Origin of the sequence: Hymenobacter sediminicola (genome assembly GCF_014250515.1) — a bacterium.
Lineage (GTDB): Bacteria > Bacteroidota > Bacteroidia > Cytophagales > Hymenobacteraceae > Hymenobacter > Hymenobacter sediminicola.
The window spans coordinates 4,440,373-4,457,364 of sequence record NZ_CP060202.1 but is presented as its reverse complement, the minus strand read 5'-3'; the positions used below and the strand labels follow the sequence as shown (position 1 = coordinate 4,457,364).

The 16,992-nt window shown below is 55.3% G+C and carries 17 protein-coding genes and 1 tRNA gene; 11 read left to right on the top strand and 7 right to left on the bottom strand.

The window, feature by feature from the left end:
- Positions 1-5 precede the first annotated feature (5 nt).
- From H4317_RS19035 to H4317_RS19025, 3 genes are all read right to left on the bottom strand, one after another.
- Positions 6-974 carry a hypothetical protein gene (locus tag H4317_RS19035; protein ID WP_185888118.1) on the bottom strand — a complete coding sequence of 323 codons (969 nt, stop codon included), beginning with the start codon at positions 972-974 and terminating at the stop codon, positions 6-8.
- A complete protein-coding gene (locus tag H4317_RS19030; RefSeq protein WP_185888117.1) occupies positions 962-1,291 on the bottom strand; it encodes a hypothetical protein in 330 nt (109 codons plus the stop codon). The genes H4317_RS19035 and H4317_RS19030 overlap by 13 nt, the downstream gene beginning before the upstream one ends.
- Before the next feature lie 595 nt (positions 1,292-1,886).
- Positions 1,887-2,222 (bottom strand): hypothetical protein, encoded by a 336-nt coding sequence (locus H4317_RS19025; protein WP_185888116.1) that lies wholly within the window; start codon positions 2,220-2,222, stop codon positions 1,887-1,889.
- 463 nt (positions 2,223-2,685) lie between these two features.
- Here H4317_RS19025 and H4317_RS19020 point away from each other — a divergent pair, with 463 nt between their 5' ends.
- The gene (locus tag H4317_RS19020) at positions 2,686-3,000 is read left to right on the top strand and encodes a KTSC domain-containing protein (protein ID WP_221899174.1); all 315 of its coding nucleotides are present in this window, start codon (positions 2,686-2,688) and stop codon (positions 2,998-3,000) included.
- A gap of 87 nt (positions 3,001-3,087) precedes the next feature.
- Complete coding sequence (locus H4317_RS19015) at positions 3,088-3,654, top strand: hypothetical protein (RefSeq protein ID WP_185888115.1); 567 nt, start codon at positions 3,088-3,090, stop codon at positions 3,652-3,654.
- Between the two features lie 85 nt (positions 3,655-3,739).
- Here the strand turns inward: H4317_RS19015 and H4317_RS19010 are convergent, their stop codons facing one another.
- From H4317_RS19010 to H4317_RS19000, 3 genes are all read right to left on the bottom strand, one after another.
- Positions 3,740-4,057 (bottom strand): STAS-like domain-containing protein, encoded by a 318-nt coding sequence (locus H4317_RS19010; RefSeq protein ID WP_185888114.1) that lies wholly within the window; start codon positions 4,055-4,057, stop codon positions 3,740-3,742.
- 54 nt (positions 4,058-4,111) lie between these two features.
- Complete coding sequence (locus H4317_RS19005) at positions 4,112-5,038, bottom strand: ATP-binding protein (RefSeq protein WP_185888113.1); 927 nt, start codon at positions 5,036-5,038, stop codon at positions 4,112-4,114.
- A 137-nt stretch (positions 5,039-5,175) separates the two neighbouring features.
- Positions 5,176-5,248, bottom strand: a tRNA-Phe gene (locus H4317_RS19000).
- 180 nt (positions 5,249-5,428) lie between these two features.
- Here H4317_RS19000 and H4317_RS18995 point away from each other — a divergent pair.
- The 5 genes from H4317_RS18995 to H4317_RS18975 all read left to right on the top strand — a co-directional run bounded on the left by H4317_RS18995 (position 5,429) and on the right by H4317_RS18975 (position 11,533).
- Positions 5,429-6,823 carry a 4Fe-4S dicluster domain-containing protein gene (locus tag H4317_RS18995; RefSeq protein ID WP_260625745.1) on the top strand — a complete coding sequence of 465 codons (1,395 nt, stop codon included), beginning with the start codon at positions 5,429-5,431 and terminating at the stop codon, positions 6,821-6,823.
- Between the two features lie 157 nt (positions 6,824-6,980).
- Positions 6,981-7,835, top strand: a complete 855-nt coding sequence (locus tag H4317_RS18990) for a (Fe-S)-binding protein (RefSeq protein WP_185890103.1) — start codon at positions 6,981-6,983, stop codon at positions 7,833-7,835.
- Between the two features lie 111 nt (positions 7,836-7,946).
- Positions 7,947-8,456 (top strand): hypothetical protein, encoded by a 510-nt coding sequence (locus H4317_RS18985; protein WP_260625744.1) that lies wholly within the window; start codon positions 7,947-7,949, stop codon positions 8,454-8,456.
- Positions 8,457-8,568: 112 nt separating this feature from the next.
- Complete coding sequence (locus H4317_RS18980) at positions 8,569-10,497, top strand: CHU_0125 family OmpA-like outer membrane integrity protein (protein ID WP_185888111.1); 1,929 nt, start codon at positions 8,569-8,571, stop codon at positions 10,495-10,497.
- Positions 10,498-10,750: 253 nt separating this feature from the next.
- Positions 10,751-11,533, top strand: coding sequence for a proline and serine-rich protein 1 family protein (locus H4317_RS18975; protein WP_185888110.1), 783 nt, complete (start codon positions 10,751-10,753; stop codon positions 11,531-11,533).
- A gap of 78 nt (positions 11,534-11,611) precedes the next feature.
- On the opposite strand, the gene H4317_RS18970 is transcribed toward H4317_RS18975, so the two are convergent.
- The gene (locus H4317_RS18970) at positions 11,612-12,100 is read right to left on the bottom strand and encodes a DUF4293 domain-containing protein (protein WP_185888109.1); all 489 of its coding nucleotides are present in this window, start codon (positions 12,098-12,100) and stop codon (positions 11,612-11,614) included.
- A 92-nt stretch (positions 12,101-12,192) separates the two neighbouring features.
- On the opposite strand from H4317_RS18970, the gene H4317_RS18965 reads away from it, so the two are divergent.
- From H4317_RS18965 to H4317_RS18950, 4 genes are all read left to right on the top strand, one after another.
- Positions 12,193-13,395, top strand: coding sequence for a thiolase family protein (locus H4317_RS18965; RefSeq protein ID WP_185888108.1), 1,203 nt, complete (start codon positions 12,193-12,195; stop codon positions 13,393-13,395).
- A gap of 103 nt (positions 13,396-13,498) precedes the next feature.
- Entirely contained in the window at positions 13,499-14,038 is a 540-nt protein-coding gene (locus H4317_RS18960) for a GNAT family N-acetyltransferase (RefSeq protein ID WP_185888107.1), read from the top strand.
- Positions 14,039-14,161: 123 nt separating this feature from the next.
- Complete coding sequence (gene truA / locus H4317_RS18955; RefSeq protein ID WP_185888106.1) at positions 14,162-14,953, top strand: tRNA pseudouridine(38-40) synthase TruA; 792 nt, start codon at positions 14,162-14,164, stop codon at positions 14,951-14,953.
- Positions 14,954-15,253: 300 nt separating this feature from the next.
- Entirely contained in the window at positions 15,254-16,963 is a 1,710-nt protein-coding gene (locus H4317_RS18950) for an ABC transporter ATP-binding protein (RefSeq protein WP_185890101.1), read from the top strand.
- Positions 16,964-16,992 lie beyond the last annotated feature (29 nt).

Sequence of the window (16,992 nt, the reverse complement as noted above, 5' to 3'; positions counted from 1 at the left end):
TCGGATTAGGGGAGAAGTTCAAAACCCCACTGCTCGCGGGTGCTGCCCGATTCGGGCGTGAAAGTGGCGGCGTTGCTCGTATCGTCTGTGAGGGCCGTGGTCGTGGTACTGGTCTGCGTCGTGCCGCTGAACTCCACGCCCAAGGGTGAATTCAAGTAGGTAGTGCCGTTGCCCACTGTCTGCCACTTGTAGTAATAGGTGGTGGCGTTGCTCAGGCCGGAATCCGTGTAGACCGGCGAGGCCAAGGCCCCACCGACCTGGGCGAAGGTGCCGCCCGACGTGGCGCTGCGCAGCAACTTGTAGCTGCTCGCGTTCGGGACTGCTGAGGCCGTGATGTTGAGTGAGGTGGTGCTCAGGGCCGTGGCCTGGCTGCCGGTGGGCGCTGTCAGCTGAGTAGGCGTAGGCGTGCCCGTATCCCGCGCAAGCATCCACTGCATTACCGCAATCAAGTTTCCGGCCGGTGAGCCGGGACCTATCTGGTCGGCAGTGAATCCATCCACCTGCAACGGGGTATGCAAGTGCATATCAGCCGCCTTCCCGTCCAGCACCGCTTGCAGCCCCTCAATGGTACTGATATCCTGTCGCCCGGTATGGTTGGCCCGGTTCCGGTTGGCTTCGTTGGCAGTGGCTAGTACCTGCGTCAGCCGGGCCGCGTTAAAGTACTGCGGGTGGTCGTCGTCGCCCAAGCCCTGTAGCACCCCGTGGTCGGACACGCCGCCTGTTGGCGCAGCTTCGCCGTTGTCGATGGTAAAGCCGCCGTTCTCCCAGCCGATGGCATCCAGTTCCACGACCATACCTGTCTGGATGGTAAGCAGGCCGTTCAGGCTCTTGGTTGGGTCGTAGCTGACAAAGCCCGACCCAACACTGTTGACCACCCGTACAACGCGGATGTTAGACTTCCACACGGCCAGCGGCAAGCTCAATGGGGCTTTGTACCAGACAAAGCGCGTGATGCGTTTGTCTATCGCGACCATGCGAGCGAGGGCTTAAAGTCGATTTCGCCGTGAAAGAAGTTTCCCTCGTACTCCACGCCGTTGTGCGTGATAGAGAAGGGCTTCCCTTCATAGGGCGCGTTGAAGTCCAGCGCGGCAAGATGCGTCTCCCCCAGAAAGAGGTCCATGCGCCGGGCTAGACTCATATCCGGCGCAGTTGCCGCAGAGCCGCTTAGCGGAATCAGCGTGTAGTGAAATACATCGGCCCCTATACTGCGGAGCGTGATGCCGGAATGGTCGCCGACCGGGCCGGGGCCGGTTAGCGAGTGGGTGAGAGCGGAAGGAAAGCCTGTATTCAATTGGGCAGTGGGTCAGCATTGTTTGGTCGGGTGCAAAGGCTGCCCGAACTCTTACAAGTTACCGCTTTGACGCCGCGTTTGGGGTAGGTTATCCAGTAGGCTGGCTTTAGCAGGAATGCTTCGAGGAATTGAAAAACAGGAATGCAGCAAGGAGTTTAGAGACAACCATTTTGTTCTCTCCTACTACACCAGCAAACAGAATAAGCAGTTGCCATGCACCACCCAGGCTAAGGGAGCTTTCTCTTTCTGGCCTGATGTTGTATACAGATAGAGAAGTTGCCATATTGCAATAATGTCAACTCAGTCATATATAGTGAAAAGACTATTTGTAGGCTTCGGGCTATTACTTGCCCTCACAGGAGCAGCCACTGTCCCTATCCTATCTCCAGCTGCTTCGACTGGCAACACGAGAAATACGGCTACAGCCGTTTATGTCTGTGCCAATGGGACCACGCAAGTCTATCACGGCAACCGCGACTGCGCGGCCCTCCGTCGTTGCTCACATGAGGTCAAAAACCTGACAGCAGGACAGGCACAGGCTAATGGGCTTCGTGGCTGTATGAAGTGCTACTAACTAATCGAGCCAGATTGTATGCTACCCGCGCCTCGAATGTTTTCGATGAGGCGTCACAGTGCGGGACATTTGGTAGGCGTGGAGCGAAGCGCGGGAGTAGGTCGGCTTGCTTCCGGCGTAGCTGACGATGAGCACAGTGCCGGGCTTCTTGCGTTCGGTTTCCAGCCACTTGCGGCTACAGCCCATGATTTTCTGTGCCGTGGTTGTGTCAACGTACTGGTCGTTGAGCTGGCGCAGTACTTCTAACTCATCCCGGAGAGATTGAGTAGCAGACCTTATGGCTGCGTTTATAGTCTGCTGGATAGCAGTAGCAATGGTTGTGCCCAGTGTGGAGATGGGTTCACTAAGTGGGTTCATGCTCTTAAAAGGTGTGTAAAAGTGTCAGGCGAAAGCGAATATCTGCTTCCTGAGCTTAAACATACTCACCTTGTTAGCGCACTGAAAAATAATATAAACAATAAATTTTTGCTCTATCGGAATGAGTTTATACATTGTAAAGTGTGATTCAATTTGCTGGTATACAATGCGTTGGTCTTTGCCATTTAATGATAATGTTTGGGGCATGCATATAGGATTAGATTTTGATTCGGTGTGGTAGGAGTATAGGTCTGGGAAGTAGGAAAGAAAGCTCCCAATTTTATTGCCGACCTGATTAAGTCAAGTGATGATTGCTCCTTACAGTGTGTTTTAGTGCGTAGAATGCGTAGGTGCGTAACGGTTACGCACTACGCACTTTGCAAAGATTTTGATAGAGAGGAGTATCCCTCTGCCCAGAGTGGAACTCGCTGTACCTTTCAATAACCCCTTACATCTTGATTGTATGCGAAAACTATACGCCATTGCAGTAGTAGCTAGCGCCCTTGGGCTAGACCCCGGACATGTTGCGGCAGTGGCACGACCCGCTTATGAAGCATTCCTTATACCACGTACCCGTGTTCAGTCCAACAACATTGCCTCAATAGGCTATGATGAGAAGGCTGAGATATTGGAAGTCGAGTTCAGAAATGGCTCTGTATATCAATACTACGGCGTGCCTAAACGCATCTATGTGGGCTTGATGAATGCCAGTTCGCATGGGGCTTATCTGGCACAGTATGTTAAGGATGCCGGCTACCGCTATAAAGAGGTCAATTGAAATGATGTTTCCGAACAGCAGAATCTGAAACAAATACTTGTGAAAGCACTTCTACTATCCCTATTCCTAACTGTATGCACAGTAGGCTTGACGCATTCCCAAGGGCTTAGCTTTGATCAGTTGATTCATCTCAATGGGCTAAGTCGCCTCGATATGGATGCCTACTTAGCAAAAAGAGGATGGAAGTTTAATCAAACTGTTTCAGAAGGCGATTCGATTTTCAAAGCCTATTGGTTCTTCAACAACATGAAACAAGAATCAGTTGGTCAAATTGAATTGCGTAGTCAGGTAGATCACTATCCTTACATTACATACAGTTGCGCTGATAGAATAACGTTTGATGCCATTCGCGCTAAAATAGCAGCTTACCATATGCAGTACCAAGGCGATATTAATCGTGATGAGGGCCTAACAAGCATCTTCATGGGTGCTAAGTACCGCGCTCAAGTAAGTGTGACTAATAGTCCAAGCTATCCAGATTATCATGTAACGCTACAAGTGCATGGGCTGATCAGAGGGTATCAAGAGGACCTTGATACCGGCGAAATGAAGGATATCTGGATTGATCCACGCAACATATCTTTTGAACAAGTAAGTGATAGTGCGGATGTTGACAGAGGCCCGTTGAACAAACTAAGGAATAAGGATGATTGACTGCCTGCTGTCATAACATAGCTCAGGACGAAAAAGCCCTGGTATGATATCATACCAGGGCTTTATATATGTGTTGGGTGTCAGTCTATTCGGCTTTATGCAACTGAACTACATCAGTCATGTATTTTTTTAGTTGCACGAGTTGGGCTGGCTTGTAATTGACCAACCGAATACGCTTGAAACCAGCGATACCCATCTCCTCATATAAGGTGCCAAGGGACGAATTCAAGAACGAGCTTGAAAACCCAATAACGCCTTGTAATGATAGAGTGACATATTCCGCTTGGTTATCAAATGCATTTTTAATGGCGATCAGCAAAGTCAGGCCATCTACGTTGCTGTATGTTCCTGGCGTGATATCGGAAATATTCAATACCACACCATCTGATGCTACATTGCTCATAGTCTGTGGGCTCAATTGGAAGGTGGGAAACTTAAGCAGTATACGAAACCGATGTTAAAACAGCGTGGCCTCATCTTGGATTTCGTCAGGTTCATGCTCAGATAGCCCGTTATAGAAAATCTTGATATTAACAGTCGTTCCTGGGAAATTGATCCCCGGTAATGGATATATAGTTTCCTTGCCATCTCGGCTGACGTGATATATAGCTTGAGATGTTTGAATGGTCAATGTGCCTCGGAGAGACGTAAGGCCTGTACGTAAGGTGTCCAGCCCTAGCCCCTTATTATGTGGGCGTGACTGCGATGAAAACCCAAGAGTCCTAGCTTTGTACAGGGCTTCAGGTGGGCTTAATTCGGGCAGTTGGTTATCTCTTAGGAATCTGTTAACTGAAGCTGGTATCCCCATCCCGAAGTCAGAAACGGAGATGAAAAGCCTCTTATTGCGAGGATAGTACTGTAGCATACCAAATGCTGTTCTGGTAGTTGCTCCTTTAGCGAAAGCATGATCGAACACATTATTAAATATCTCTGTCAAGTAGGTAGTCAGAATGGCAATGTCCTTCTCTCTGAAAAAGCTGTACTTATAATGGCTGTAAGCACTGTTAACATAATCCGTCATTAGCGTTGGATCAGCTTTCCATACCGCAAATGCAGTAGGGTCATTTACCGGTGTAAATCCTGTGTGCTTAAGTGCTTTACCTTTGGCCCACATGTCCGTGAAACCGATGTTTTGCATATATGCATAAACATCGGATGTGCTGTGCGCAAACAAAATGCTTATACCAGCGATATAGTATTCCTCCAGCAGGCAGGCAAGTGATACTACATGAAATGGCTTCACTGTATTGACACTATTCATTGTGACAAGTACAGACTCAAGCTTAGGCTTCTCAATTATTACTTTGACGTGTCTGTTGTCTAATAGGAATTCTGACAGAGTTTGAGTGTTGGTGTAAGCATCGAAGGGGATTATGTGTTGCATTCTCGTAATTGCTATAAAATATTGTCTAAAAGTACAGGAATGTACACTAGTCTATCCGCGAGCCCCCACCTTTGTCCCCTTTGGAGTACCCCAGAAAACAAAAAACCCTCTCAGCGCAGTGCTAAGAGGGTTTCTAGTGGTAATGATTGGAATCGAACCAACGACACCAGCATTTTCAGTGCTGTGCTCTACCAACTGAGCTACATTACCAGCTCCGGGTGCTCCGCAGGCCATTGTAGCCGTTGGAGAGCACAAAAGTAGTAAACCATTTCCATCCCGCAAGCCGTAACGTAAAAAAATGTTCTGGCTGAAAACTATCGGAGGCAAAACAAGTAATTTGTTATGCATAACGACTATATTTCGGCTCCAACCCCAAACCTACCCTTTCCCGTGCATTTCTCCTTTCAAAACATCATCTTCTTGCTGGTGGCAGTAGCAGGCTTCGGCCTGTTTATCTGGCAAGCGCAGAAGATCAGAGCCAACATCCTCGTCGGGCGCGACCGGGACATGAGTGGCAACGTGAACGAGCGACTTTGGAAGACACTGCTGGTGGCTTTCGGGCAGCAGAAGATGTTCAAGCGCCTTACGCCGGCTTTCCTGCACCTGATTGTCTATGTCGGCTTCATTGTCATCAACATTGAAGTCATTGAAATCCTGATTGACGGCATCTTTGGGACACACCGGGTGCTCGGTTTCATGGGGCCGCTGTACTCGGCGCTAACGGGCACCAATGAGGTGCTGGGCGCGCTGGTGATATTGGCAGTGGCAGCCTTCTGGTGGCGTCGCAACGGCAGTGTCGTACGCCGGTTTACGGGCCCCGAGATGCGTGCTTGGCCTCGGATGGATGCCAACGTAATCCTCTACATCGAAGTAATTCTGATGGTGGCGCTGTTTATGATGAACACTGCAGACTTGAAGATGCATCAGTTGGAAGGCAAAGATCTGCCGGGTGCATTTCCGGTCAGTAGCTTGCTCACAGGCCTGTTTCCGGATAGTGTTACTGCGCTGCATGTGCTAGAGCGTGTGGGCTGGTGGGCGCACATTGTAGGTATTCTGCTGTTCCTGAACTACCTGCCCAGCTCCAAGCACTTCCACATCATCATGGCCTTCCCGAACGTGTACTTCTCGCGGCTGATGCCGCAGGGGCAGTTCTCGAACGTGGACAGCATCACGCACGAGGTGAAAGCCATGATGGACCCCACGTACCAAGTCCCTACGCCGCCAGTTTCGGAAGGAGCGGAGGCGGCGCCCACGTCCTTCGGAGCCAAAGACGTGAACGACTTGGCTTGGACCAATCTGCTGAATGCGTACTCCTGCACCGAGTGTGGCCGTTGCACCTCGGTGTGCCCCGCTAACCTGACCGGCAAGCTGCTCTCGCCGCGCAAAATCATCATGGATACGCGCGACCGGATGGAGGAGAAGTACAACTCGCCGCTGATTTTCAACCCTAACCTCTACGGCAAGGAAGCTAAGCACGACCCGCAGGAACAGCTCGACAAGGAGAACCACACGCTGCTACGCGGCTACGTGACCCCCGAGGAACTGTGGGCTTGCACCACTTGCAATGCTTGTGTGGAAGCCTGCCCCGTGAATATCAACCCACTGGAAAGCATCATTGAGATGCGCCGTTTCCTAGTGCTGGAAGAGTCGGCTGCGCCAAACTCGCTGAACGTGATGTTCTCGAACATCGAAAATAATGGTGCGCCGTGGGCCTTCTCGCCGTCGGACCGCTTCAACTGGGCCGATGAGCTGTACGTGACCGATAAGGCCGGAGCAACTGCTTAAGAAGCACATCAGGTAGCACAAAATAGGTAGTGCATCACTGCGCTGCCAATACATCAGATAAGCAAACAGGCTCCGCGTTTTCGCCCTGCCTGATGACATAAAAAACGACCTTATAATGGCTGAGCAAACTGCCAAACGTCAAGTATCTGTTCCGATGATGGCTGACCTAGCCGCTCGGGGCGAAACGCCGGAAATTCTGTTCTGGGTGGGCTGTGCCGGCGCCTTTGATGACCGGTACAAGCGCGTAACCCGTGCTTTTGTGCGCATTCTGGAGCACGTAGGTGTGAACTACGCCGTGTTGGGCATGGAAGAAAGCTGCACCGGCGACCCGGCTAAGCGTGCTGGCAACGAGTTCCTGTTTCAGATGCAGGCCATGCAGAACATTACCACGCTTAATGGCTACGGCATCAAGAAGGTGGTAACGGCATGTCCGCACTGCTTCAACACCATCAAGAACGAATATCCGGCCCTGGGTGGCGAGTACGAGGTGATTCACCACAGCACTTTCCTGCAGCAACTCATCAACGAAGGCAAGGTGAAGGCGGAAGGCGGCGAGTCGTTTAAAGGACGCCGCATCACCTTCCACGATTCTTGCTACCTGGGCCGTGCCAACAACATCTACGAAGCGCCCCGCGCCGTGCTGGAGGTGCTGGACGCCGACCTGCTGGAGATGAAGCGCTGCAAAACAAACGGCCTCTGCTGCGGCGCTGGTGGTGCCCAGATGTGGAAAGAGCCCGAGCCCGGCAAGAAAGACATCAACGTGGAGCGCGCCGAGGAAGCCCTGGCCACCCTCGACGGCGACGCCGACGTGCTGCTAAATCTGCAGGGCGTAGAAAGCACCGCGCCAGTTCTGCCAGCTGGCTCCAACCGGGGCGGTAGCGTTATTGCTGTGGCCTGTCCGTTCTGCATGACCATGATGGCCGACGGCGTGAAAAATAAGGAGCGTGAATCGGACGTGCAGGTATTTGACCTAGCCGAACTCATTGCCTCGGCAGAAGGCCTGAACGCTTAGATTCCGTTTAACCCTGCTGGAAACGTGAAATACCAAACAGCCCTGCCGGAACTTCCGGCAGGGCTGTTTCTTTTGTAAATAATTAGCGCCCCAAAGGCTTGCGCCACTGGGGTGGCACGCTCTAACCTGCTCACGATGTACGTTCCTTTCGACCAATTACCTGCCTCTGCCCGCGTCTGGATTTATCAGGCCAGCCGCTCGCTCACAGAGGCAGAAGAAGCCCGTATCCAGCCATTGCTTAGTCGTTTTGCGGAGGAGTGGACCAGCCATGGCCGCACCCTGCAGGCTTCCGCAGAAGTGTTGCACCATCAGTTTCTGGTAGTCGGGCTCGATGAAGCGGTGGCTGACGCAAGCGGCTGCTCCATTGATGCTTCCGTACGGTTTGTGCGGGAGTTAGAGCAACTGCTGGATATATCGTTGTTGGAGAAATCCCAGTTGGCCTTTCTGGTAGATGAACAGGTGCGCTTACTGGACCGGCGCCAGTTGAAAGAGGCGGTGGAAGCTGGCCAGCTAACCTCAACCACACCTTATTTTGATGCTACTGTTTCTCGAAAAGATACCCTGAAAAGCGCATTTCCAGCCCCTGCGGGCACAACTTGGCTCTCTCGGTACTTCGGCTAGAAATGGGAAAAATTTCGCTTTACGGCTATAATCCTGCTCAAACTTAGTATTATTAGGCCCAGGTTGGCCCAATTGAAGGCCGGCTCGTCTTCAACTCCACCCTTCACCACCTATGAAGAAACTACTACTGGTTTGCGCCGCAGCCGGTTCCACCGCCCTGCTGAGCGGCTGCGCAACCTCCGGCGGCATGAGTAAAGCAGACAAACGCTTTGCTCGTGGCGAGTACGAAACCGCCATTGAGCTGTACAAAGCCGATGTCGCAAAAGGCAAGGATGTAGCCACGGCAAACTACCGTTTGGCAGAGGCCTACCGCCTTTCCAACCGCCTTGAGCAATCAGAAAGCTATTACAAAGCTGCTATCGACGGCGGTGTAAAAGCCCCCGATGCTCAGTTCTACTACGGCCAGGCACTGAAGGCTAACGGCAAGTATGACGAAGCTGCGCAACAGTTTGATGCCTACACCCAGGCAAATGCTGGCCGCGCCCTCGCTCCCCGCGCCGAAATGGAATCGAAAAACGCCAAGATGGCTAACATCATCGTGGCAATGCGCACCAACAACGAGGTAATGCCTCTTGATCAGGTGAACACACCATCCGCTGAATTTGGCTCTTCCTTAATTCCGGATACCAAGGAGCTCGTATTTGCTTCCGGCCGCGAAGGCAAGAAGTTTCTGGGCAACGGCGAGAATTTCAACGATTTGTACGCCGTCAAGTTTGACGATGCCGACAAGATGACCGGCGGCACGGTGCGCAAGCTGGAGCCTATTTTCAACACCGAAGACAAGCACGAAGCCAGCGCCACCTACACCCCGGATGGCAAAACGATGGTATTTGCCCGCTCCAACGACGGCTCGAAGAAAGGCCTGTTGAGCGTTGACCTGTGGATTTCGTACTTCAAGAACGGCGCTTGGAGTGAGCCGGTACTGGCCAACATCAACGACCGTACTGCTGATGACTTTGCTCCGGCTTTCGCTCCCGATGGCCAGACGCTCTATTTCGCTTCCAGCCGCAAAGGTGGTCTGGGCGGCAACGACATCTACAAAGCTACCCTAGGCCCGAACGGCCGCTTCTCGCCCGCCGAAAACCTGGGTGACCAGATAAACACCCCCGGCAACGAAAATTTCCCGGCGGTGTCTCCCGACGGCACGATGTATTTCTCGTCGGATGGGCAGCCTGGTCTGGGCAAGCTCGACATCTTCATGGTAGATAAGGGCAAGGTGACCAACCTTGGAGCCCCTATCAATAGCTCCGGCGACGACTTCGCCCCCTATTTCACGACGAAAGATGTTGGTGTCTTCTCCTCCAACCGCGCAGGCGGCAAAGGCTCGGACGACCTCTACATGTTCCGCAAGAAGGCGCTCAAGCTGGTTACGTTCTACGCTGATGGTACAGTAGTAACACGCAACGACAAAACCGGCGTAACGGCTCCGGCCAGCAACGAAGAAGTGGCCCTGTTCGGCCGCGACGGCCAGAAGCTGCAGACCGTAACGACTGATGCAGAAGGTAAATTCAGCATCAAGCTGGACTCGGCTGCTGCTAACTACTCGCTGGTAGCTGACCGCCCCGGTTTCTTCACGGCCCGCGCGCCATTGAGCACGGTAGGTCGCAAACCTTCGCAGGACCAACTGCCCAACGAAATGAACGATGTTCGTCTGCCGGTAGCTCTGACCCTGACCGAAATCGTGAAAAACAAGGCTATTCGCGTCGAGAACATCTTCTACGATTACGATAAGGCTGATATCCGCCCGGATGCTGCTGCCGAGCTGGACAAGTTGGTAGAAACGCTGAACGACAACCCGAAAATCACTATCGAGCTTAGCTCGCATACTGACTCTCGTGGTAAGGATGCCTACAACCAGACCCTGTCGCAGAAACGTGCACAGTCGGCTGTAGACTATATCATTTCGAAAGGCATTGACAAGTCGCGCATCACGGCCAAAGGCTATGGCGAGACCCGTCCGGAAATCAAGAATGCCAAAACGGAAGAGCAGTATCAGCGCAACCGTCGCACGGAATTCAAGGTGACCAAGATTGCTGAGTAAGCATTGCTGAAAAGCTGAGCATAAAAAAGCCCCTGCGTTTCTAAAACGCAGGGGCTTTTTTGTGTTCGAAACCAACGCAAATAACCTCGTCAGTCAGGTTGCAAGTAGCAATTCTTGGGATGCGGGAAGGCCGCCAAACGTTGACTTTATGAACTGGCACAATCCTTGGCTTAGCAGGAATACGGATGCAACTGAACCGCTTCCGACTACACCTGCTACTACGATGAAAAAGGCGCTACTCTTCTGTTTGACTATGGTTTTGGTTGCGGCAGCTCGCCTACAGGCTGCTCCAGCTAATGTCAATTTCGCTTCTGAGCGTGGGGTGCCGTTCGACCTGCGTTTTGATGGCCGCCCACTCACGCGTGGTGGTGCCCGCCAAGTGCACCTCGACCGGATTGCGGCCGGCACCCACATGGCTGAGTTTCTGATTCCGACGGCTAATGGCCGGGCTATCAGCTACCGCACCCGAGTATTTCTCGACCCTGGCTTGGAAACTAGCTTTGTGCTTCTAACCCGCCCTGGTCGCGCACCGGAGTTGCGCAAAGTAGCAGCTGTTCCTTTGCGTGGGGGCTACTATGGCAATGGGCCTAGTGGCTACCCAAACGGCGGCCCGGTTTATGGAAGCGGCGGCTATGGCAGCCACCCTCCTATCAATCAGCCGGGTGGCTATGGCAACGGGGAATATACTACTGGCAACCAAGATAACGGAGGCTATTACCCTGGCGGTGGCGTGAGCTATAACCGCGTGATGGCTCCTCAGGATGTCGATGCACTCCGTGCGGCCGTGCAACGCCAATCGTTCGATAAGGACAGATTGCCTCTGCTGCAGCAGGCCTTAAGTGAAACCACCATCCAGGCGGATGACTTGGCTCTGCTGATGAAAGAGTTGAGTTTTGAGTCGTCGAAACTGGAGTTGGCTAAGTTTGGAGCCGGGCGTGTGGCTGACCGCCAGAATCTGTACCGTTTGAATGAAGGCTTTACGTTTTCGGCTACTGCCCGCGAATTCCAGGAATATCTGGCTCAGCAGCAACGATAAAGAACTAGCTACATGTACACAAAAAAGGCGGCCCCACACAGGTGGGGCCGCCTTTTTCATGTGGAAGACGATACTAGCCTAGCGTAGGCGGTCCATGCTACGCACCAACTGCTCGTCGCGGCGGATAAAGCGGTTCGCCAGCAGATTTAGCATCAGCGCCAGCGTGGGCAGGTAGAAGCCGGCCTGGTAGGAACCCAGCATCTTCACGTTAAGCGCCTGCTCGCCCAGGGTGGAGAAGTAGAACCCGGCCCCGATGGTGCACAAAATCAGCAGCAGGTTGAGCATGCCCAGTTTGAGCTGCAGGAACCGGTTGCGGAACTGAAAAATCTCGAACAGCGCCACCGCCGCCGATGCCGCCGCAAACGCCGCAATAACCCAGACCGGGCCGGGTGGCGTGAGGCCATTTTCCGGGCCTTTCGTCTCGAAGTTGTAGCTAAATTCCAGGGCCGTCATGGTCAGTTCCTGGCCGGTAGTAGGGTCGGCTTTGTGCCAGAGGGGCAGAAACAGCACGGCTACCATGCACAGGGCCAACAGCAGCAGGAATACGCTTTGGATTCTTTGTATCATCTTTGTGTTTTGTCAGTTTAGGCCGTCGGCAGTGCCGCCGGGCCGGCAAAAGTAGCCAACAACGACTGGAATAACTGCATCCGAACTTACCAATGCCTACCGCTTACATAGTTGACGCCGTCCGGACTCCGATTGCCCGTTTCGCAGGAGCCCTGAGTAGCGTCCGTCCCGACGACCTAGCCGCCCACATTTTACGCGAGCTGCTACGTCGCAACCCTTCCCTCGATAAAGCCGCGGTAGAAGACGTAATTATTGGCGCCGCCAATCAGGCCGGCGAAGACAACCGCAACGTAGCCCGCATGGCGGCGCTGCTGGCCGGCCTGCCCATCACGGTGCCGGGCTGCACCGTGAACCGCCTATGCGCCTCCGGCCTGCAGAGCATTACAGATGCCTCGCGCGCCATCATGGCTGGCGAAGGCGACGTGTACCTAGCTGGCGGGGCCGAAAGCATGACCCGCGCCCCGTTTGTGATGGCCAAGTCAGAAACCGCCTTCGGGCGCGAGTTGACGGCCCACGACACTACGCTGGGCTGGCGCTTCACCAACCCCAAGCTGAGCAAAATGCACCACCCGTTTGCCATGGGCGAAACGGCGGAGAACGTAGCGCGCAAGTACGGCATCACCCGCACCGAGCAGGACGAGTTTGCCTTCAACTCGCAGCGCAAATACCACCGGGCCGCCGAGAAAGGGCGCTTCCGCAAGGAAATTGCGCCGGTGTTCGTGGCCAACCCCAAGGGGGCTGCCGCGCTGTTCGATACCGACGAGCCGCCGCGCCTGAGCACTATGGAAAAGCTGGCTTCTATCCGGCCCGCCTTCCAGCCCGTCGATGGCACCGTCACGGCCGGTAACTCAGCCGGAATCAACGATGGGGCCGCGGGTGTGCTGGTTGTCAACGAGGCCGCTCTCAAGCGTTTCAACCTCAAGCCGATGGCCCGCGTGGTAGCGTCAGCTGTGGCGGGTGTCGATCCGGCCTATATGGGCCTGGGGCCGGTGCCGGCTACCCAAAAAGTGCTGCAGCGCGCCGGCCTAACCTTGCAGGATATCGGGCTGATTGAGCTGAACGAGGCGTTTGCCGCGCAAAGCATTGCCTGCGTCCGCGACCTGGATTTGAACATGGACATCGTGAATGTGAACGGCGGCTCCATTGCCATCGGGCACCCGCTGGGCGCGGCCGGCTCGCGCATCACGGCCACGCTGCTCCACGAAATGCAGCGCCGCGAAAACGTGCGCTACGGCCTCGTGACCATGTGTGTAGGCGTAGGGCAGGGCGCTTCCGTGATTTACGAGCGGATGTAAATGGGTTAGCCGGCTGTTGATTGGCAGTTGTTAAAATTTGGTTGTAGCTGTTAGTCGATACTTTGCAATCATCAATAACCAGCAACTATCAATCAACAGCCATATGACCGATTACCGGCTCACGCCTACGCTGCCGTTGCCCCAGCCGGGTGCGTGCCTGCGCCCGTGGCAGCCAGCCGATGCCCCGGCGTTGGCCGAGTACGCCAACGACCGAAGTATCTGGCAGAACCTGCGCGACACATTTCCGCACCCCTACACCGCCCAGGATGCCGAGTACTTCCTGGCCCTGGCTGCCGACAACCCGCGCGACCTGCACTTGGCATTTGCGGTGGATGGTGTGGCCGTGGGCAGCATCGGGGTGCATTTCAAGAGCGACGTGCGCCGCCGCTCGGCCGAAATCGGCTACTGGCTGGCGCGACCATATTGGGGGCGCGGGCTGGCTACGGCGGCTGTGCAAGCTGTATCAGCCTACGTGCTGGCGCATTTTGATGTGTGCCGGCTGTATGCCGTGGTGTTCGAGCCCAACGTGGCCTCGGCGCAGGTGCTGGAAAAGGCCGGCTTTGCGCTGGAAGCCACGATGCGGAAAAGTGTAGTGAAAGATGGCCAGATGCTGGACTCTAAGCTCTACGCGTTGGTCGTGTAGCGCAGGCTTTGGCCTCATGCTTTTCGCTTCGAGGCCTGTATTCTAATGTAGAGAACAACGGGCTAAAGTCAGGACTACATGCAGGCGTCCCCTCATCAACCCATCACCTCATCACCTAAAGCAGTGCGCTACTTTCTTCATCTGGCCTACGACGGCACCCGCTACCATGGCTGGCAGGTGCAGCCCAACACCCTCACGGTGCAGCAGGAACTGGACCGCTGCCTGTCGCAGGTGCTGCGCCAGCCAGTGTTTTGCCTGGGCAGCGGCCGCACCGACACCGGTGTGCACGCCAGCCACCAAGTAGCGCACTTCGAGGCCGAGCTGCCGGAAACGCTGGACATCAAGACCCTGCTCTACCGCCTCAACCGTGCCCTGCCACCCGACATTGCGGCTTACGCGCTTCACCCGGTGCCGCCACAGGCTCATGCTCGCTTCTCCGCCGATGCCCGCACCTACGAGTACTATGTGCGCCAGGTGCCCGACCCGTTCAGTGTGGGCCGCGCCCTCTACGTGGACCTGCCGCCCGACGTGGCCGCCATGAACGAAGCCGCCGCCCACCTGCTCGGCTCGCGCGACTTCACGGCGTTTTCCAAGGTGAAAGGCGGCGAAAACCACTATGTGTGCGTGGTGTATGAGGCCGGTTGGCACGAAATGCCTGGCGGGCTGGTGTTCCGCATCCGGGCCAACCGCTTCGTGCGGGGCATGGTGCGGCTAGTGGTGGGCACGCTGCTGAGTGTGGGCCGGGGCAAAATCACGCCCGCGCAGTTTCAGCAGATTCTGTGGGCCCAGAGCCGCGTGGATGCCAGCGGCGCCGCTCCGGCTCAGGGCCTCTACCTGAGCCGCGTGGAATACACACCCGATGTGGTGCCCGCCGAGCTGGTACCGCCCGGTTTGCCGTACTTTGTGGGCCGGTAGCCCGTCATGCAGAGGCGCAGCCGAAGCATCTCGCCCGAGGTTATTGTCATTCCAAACATGTGACGCATCAAGTCAGCGGTAAGGAATTTGGCTGATGTGGTATTCTCATTGGTTACCACGCTGGCGAGATTCCTCACTACGTTCGAAATGACGTTCGACTAAGGCCGTTCTGCTGGCCGTGCAACTTCCCACCACCGGCCCCGGTTACTACGTTTCATCCCACCCGCTACTTTGGACCCAACTACTGCTACCCCCGCCAAATCCGGCAACATCTTCGACTGGCAGGTGCTGCGCCGGCTGATGGTGTACGTGCGGCCCTATCGGCGCATCTTCTATCTGTTGGTGTTCCTGACCGTGGCCACGGCCGTGCTGGGCACGCTACGTCCCTTCCTGATCCAGCAGATGGTTGATGTGACCATTGAGCAGAACGACTGGGTGGGGCTTAACCGGGGCTTCGGCATTCTGCTGGTGCTGCTGGTGGCGCACGCCTTCGTGAGCTACCTCCAGACCTACTTCGGCGGCTGGCTGGGCCAGTACATCGTGCGCGACATCCGGGTGGATCTGTACAAGCACATCCTCAACCTGCGCCTCAAGTTCTTCGACCGCACGCCCATCGGCGTACTCGTCACGCGCAACATTTCTGATGTCGAAACGCTGTCCGACGTGTTCAGCGAGGGCCTGGCGGCCATGATTGGTGACATTCTGCAGATTGTGTTCATCATGGCCTTCATGTTCTACATCGACTGGCGCTTGACCTTGGTGAGCCTTTCCGTGATTCCGCCGCTGCTGTTCAGCACCTACGTGTTCAAGGAGAAGGTGAAGAAGTCGTTTCAGGAGGTGCGCACGGCCGTAGCCAGCCTCAATGCCTTCGTGCAGGAGCACCTGACTGGCATGAACGTGGTGCAGATCTTCAACAACGAGCAGCGCGAATACCGCAAGTTTCAGGCCCTCAACCAGGAGCACACCCGCGCCAATATTCGCTCGGTGCTCTACTACAGCATCTACTTTCCGGTAGCCGAGGTGCTGGCGGCGGTAGGGGTGGGGCTGCTGGTGTGGTACGCCGCGCAGGGCCAGATTGAGGGCACTATTTCCAAGGGCGCGCTCATTGCCTTCATCATGTACAACGCCCTGTTCTTCCGTCCCATCCGCCAGATTGCCGACCGGTTCAATACGTTGCAGCTGGGCCTCGTGAGCACCGAGCGTCTGCTCAAGCTGCTCGACAGCCAGGAGTTCGTGCCCAACAACGGTACGCTGGCCCCGGCCACGTTGCGCGGCGAGGTGGAGTTCGAAAATGTCTGGTTTGCCTACAACGACGAGGAATGGGTGCTGCGCGACATCAGCTTCCGGGTAGAGCCCGGCCAGACGGTGGCTTTCGTGGGTGCTACCGGCGCCGGCAAAACCAGCATCATCAACCTGCTCAGCCGCTTCTACGACATCAACAAGGGCCACATCCGCATCGACGGTCAGGATCTGCCTGCCTACGACCTGAGCGTGCTGCGCCGCCACATCGGAGTGGTGCTGCAGGATGTGTTCCTGTTTGCGGGCACTATCCGCGACAACATCACGCTGGGCCACGAAGACATCACCGACACCCAGATCTGGGAGGCCGCCGACCTGGTGGGCGCCCGCCGCTTCATCGAGCGCCTGCCTGGCTCTCTCGACTATCCGGTGATGGAGCGCGGCGCCACGCTGTCGGTAGGCCAGCGCCAGCTCATCAGCTTCGTGCGAGCTATGGTGTACCAGCCGGCCATCATCATTCTCGATGAAGCCACGTCGTCCGTCGACTCCGAAACCGAGGAACTGATTCAGGAGGCCATCGAAAAGCTGATGCAGGGCCGCACCGCCCTTGTTATTGCCCACCGCCTGAGCACCATCCAGAAAGCCGACCGTATCATCGTGCTGGACCGCGGCGAAATCAAGGAATCGGGCCGCCACGAAGAGCTGCTGCGCCAGGACGGCTACTACCGCCAACTTTACCAGATGCAGTACAAAGACGTGCTGGCTGGCTAGAACTATGTGAGCAGGCATGATAAAGTAGA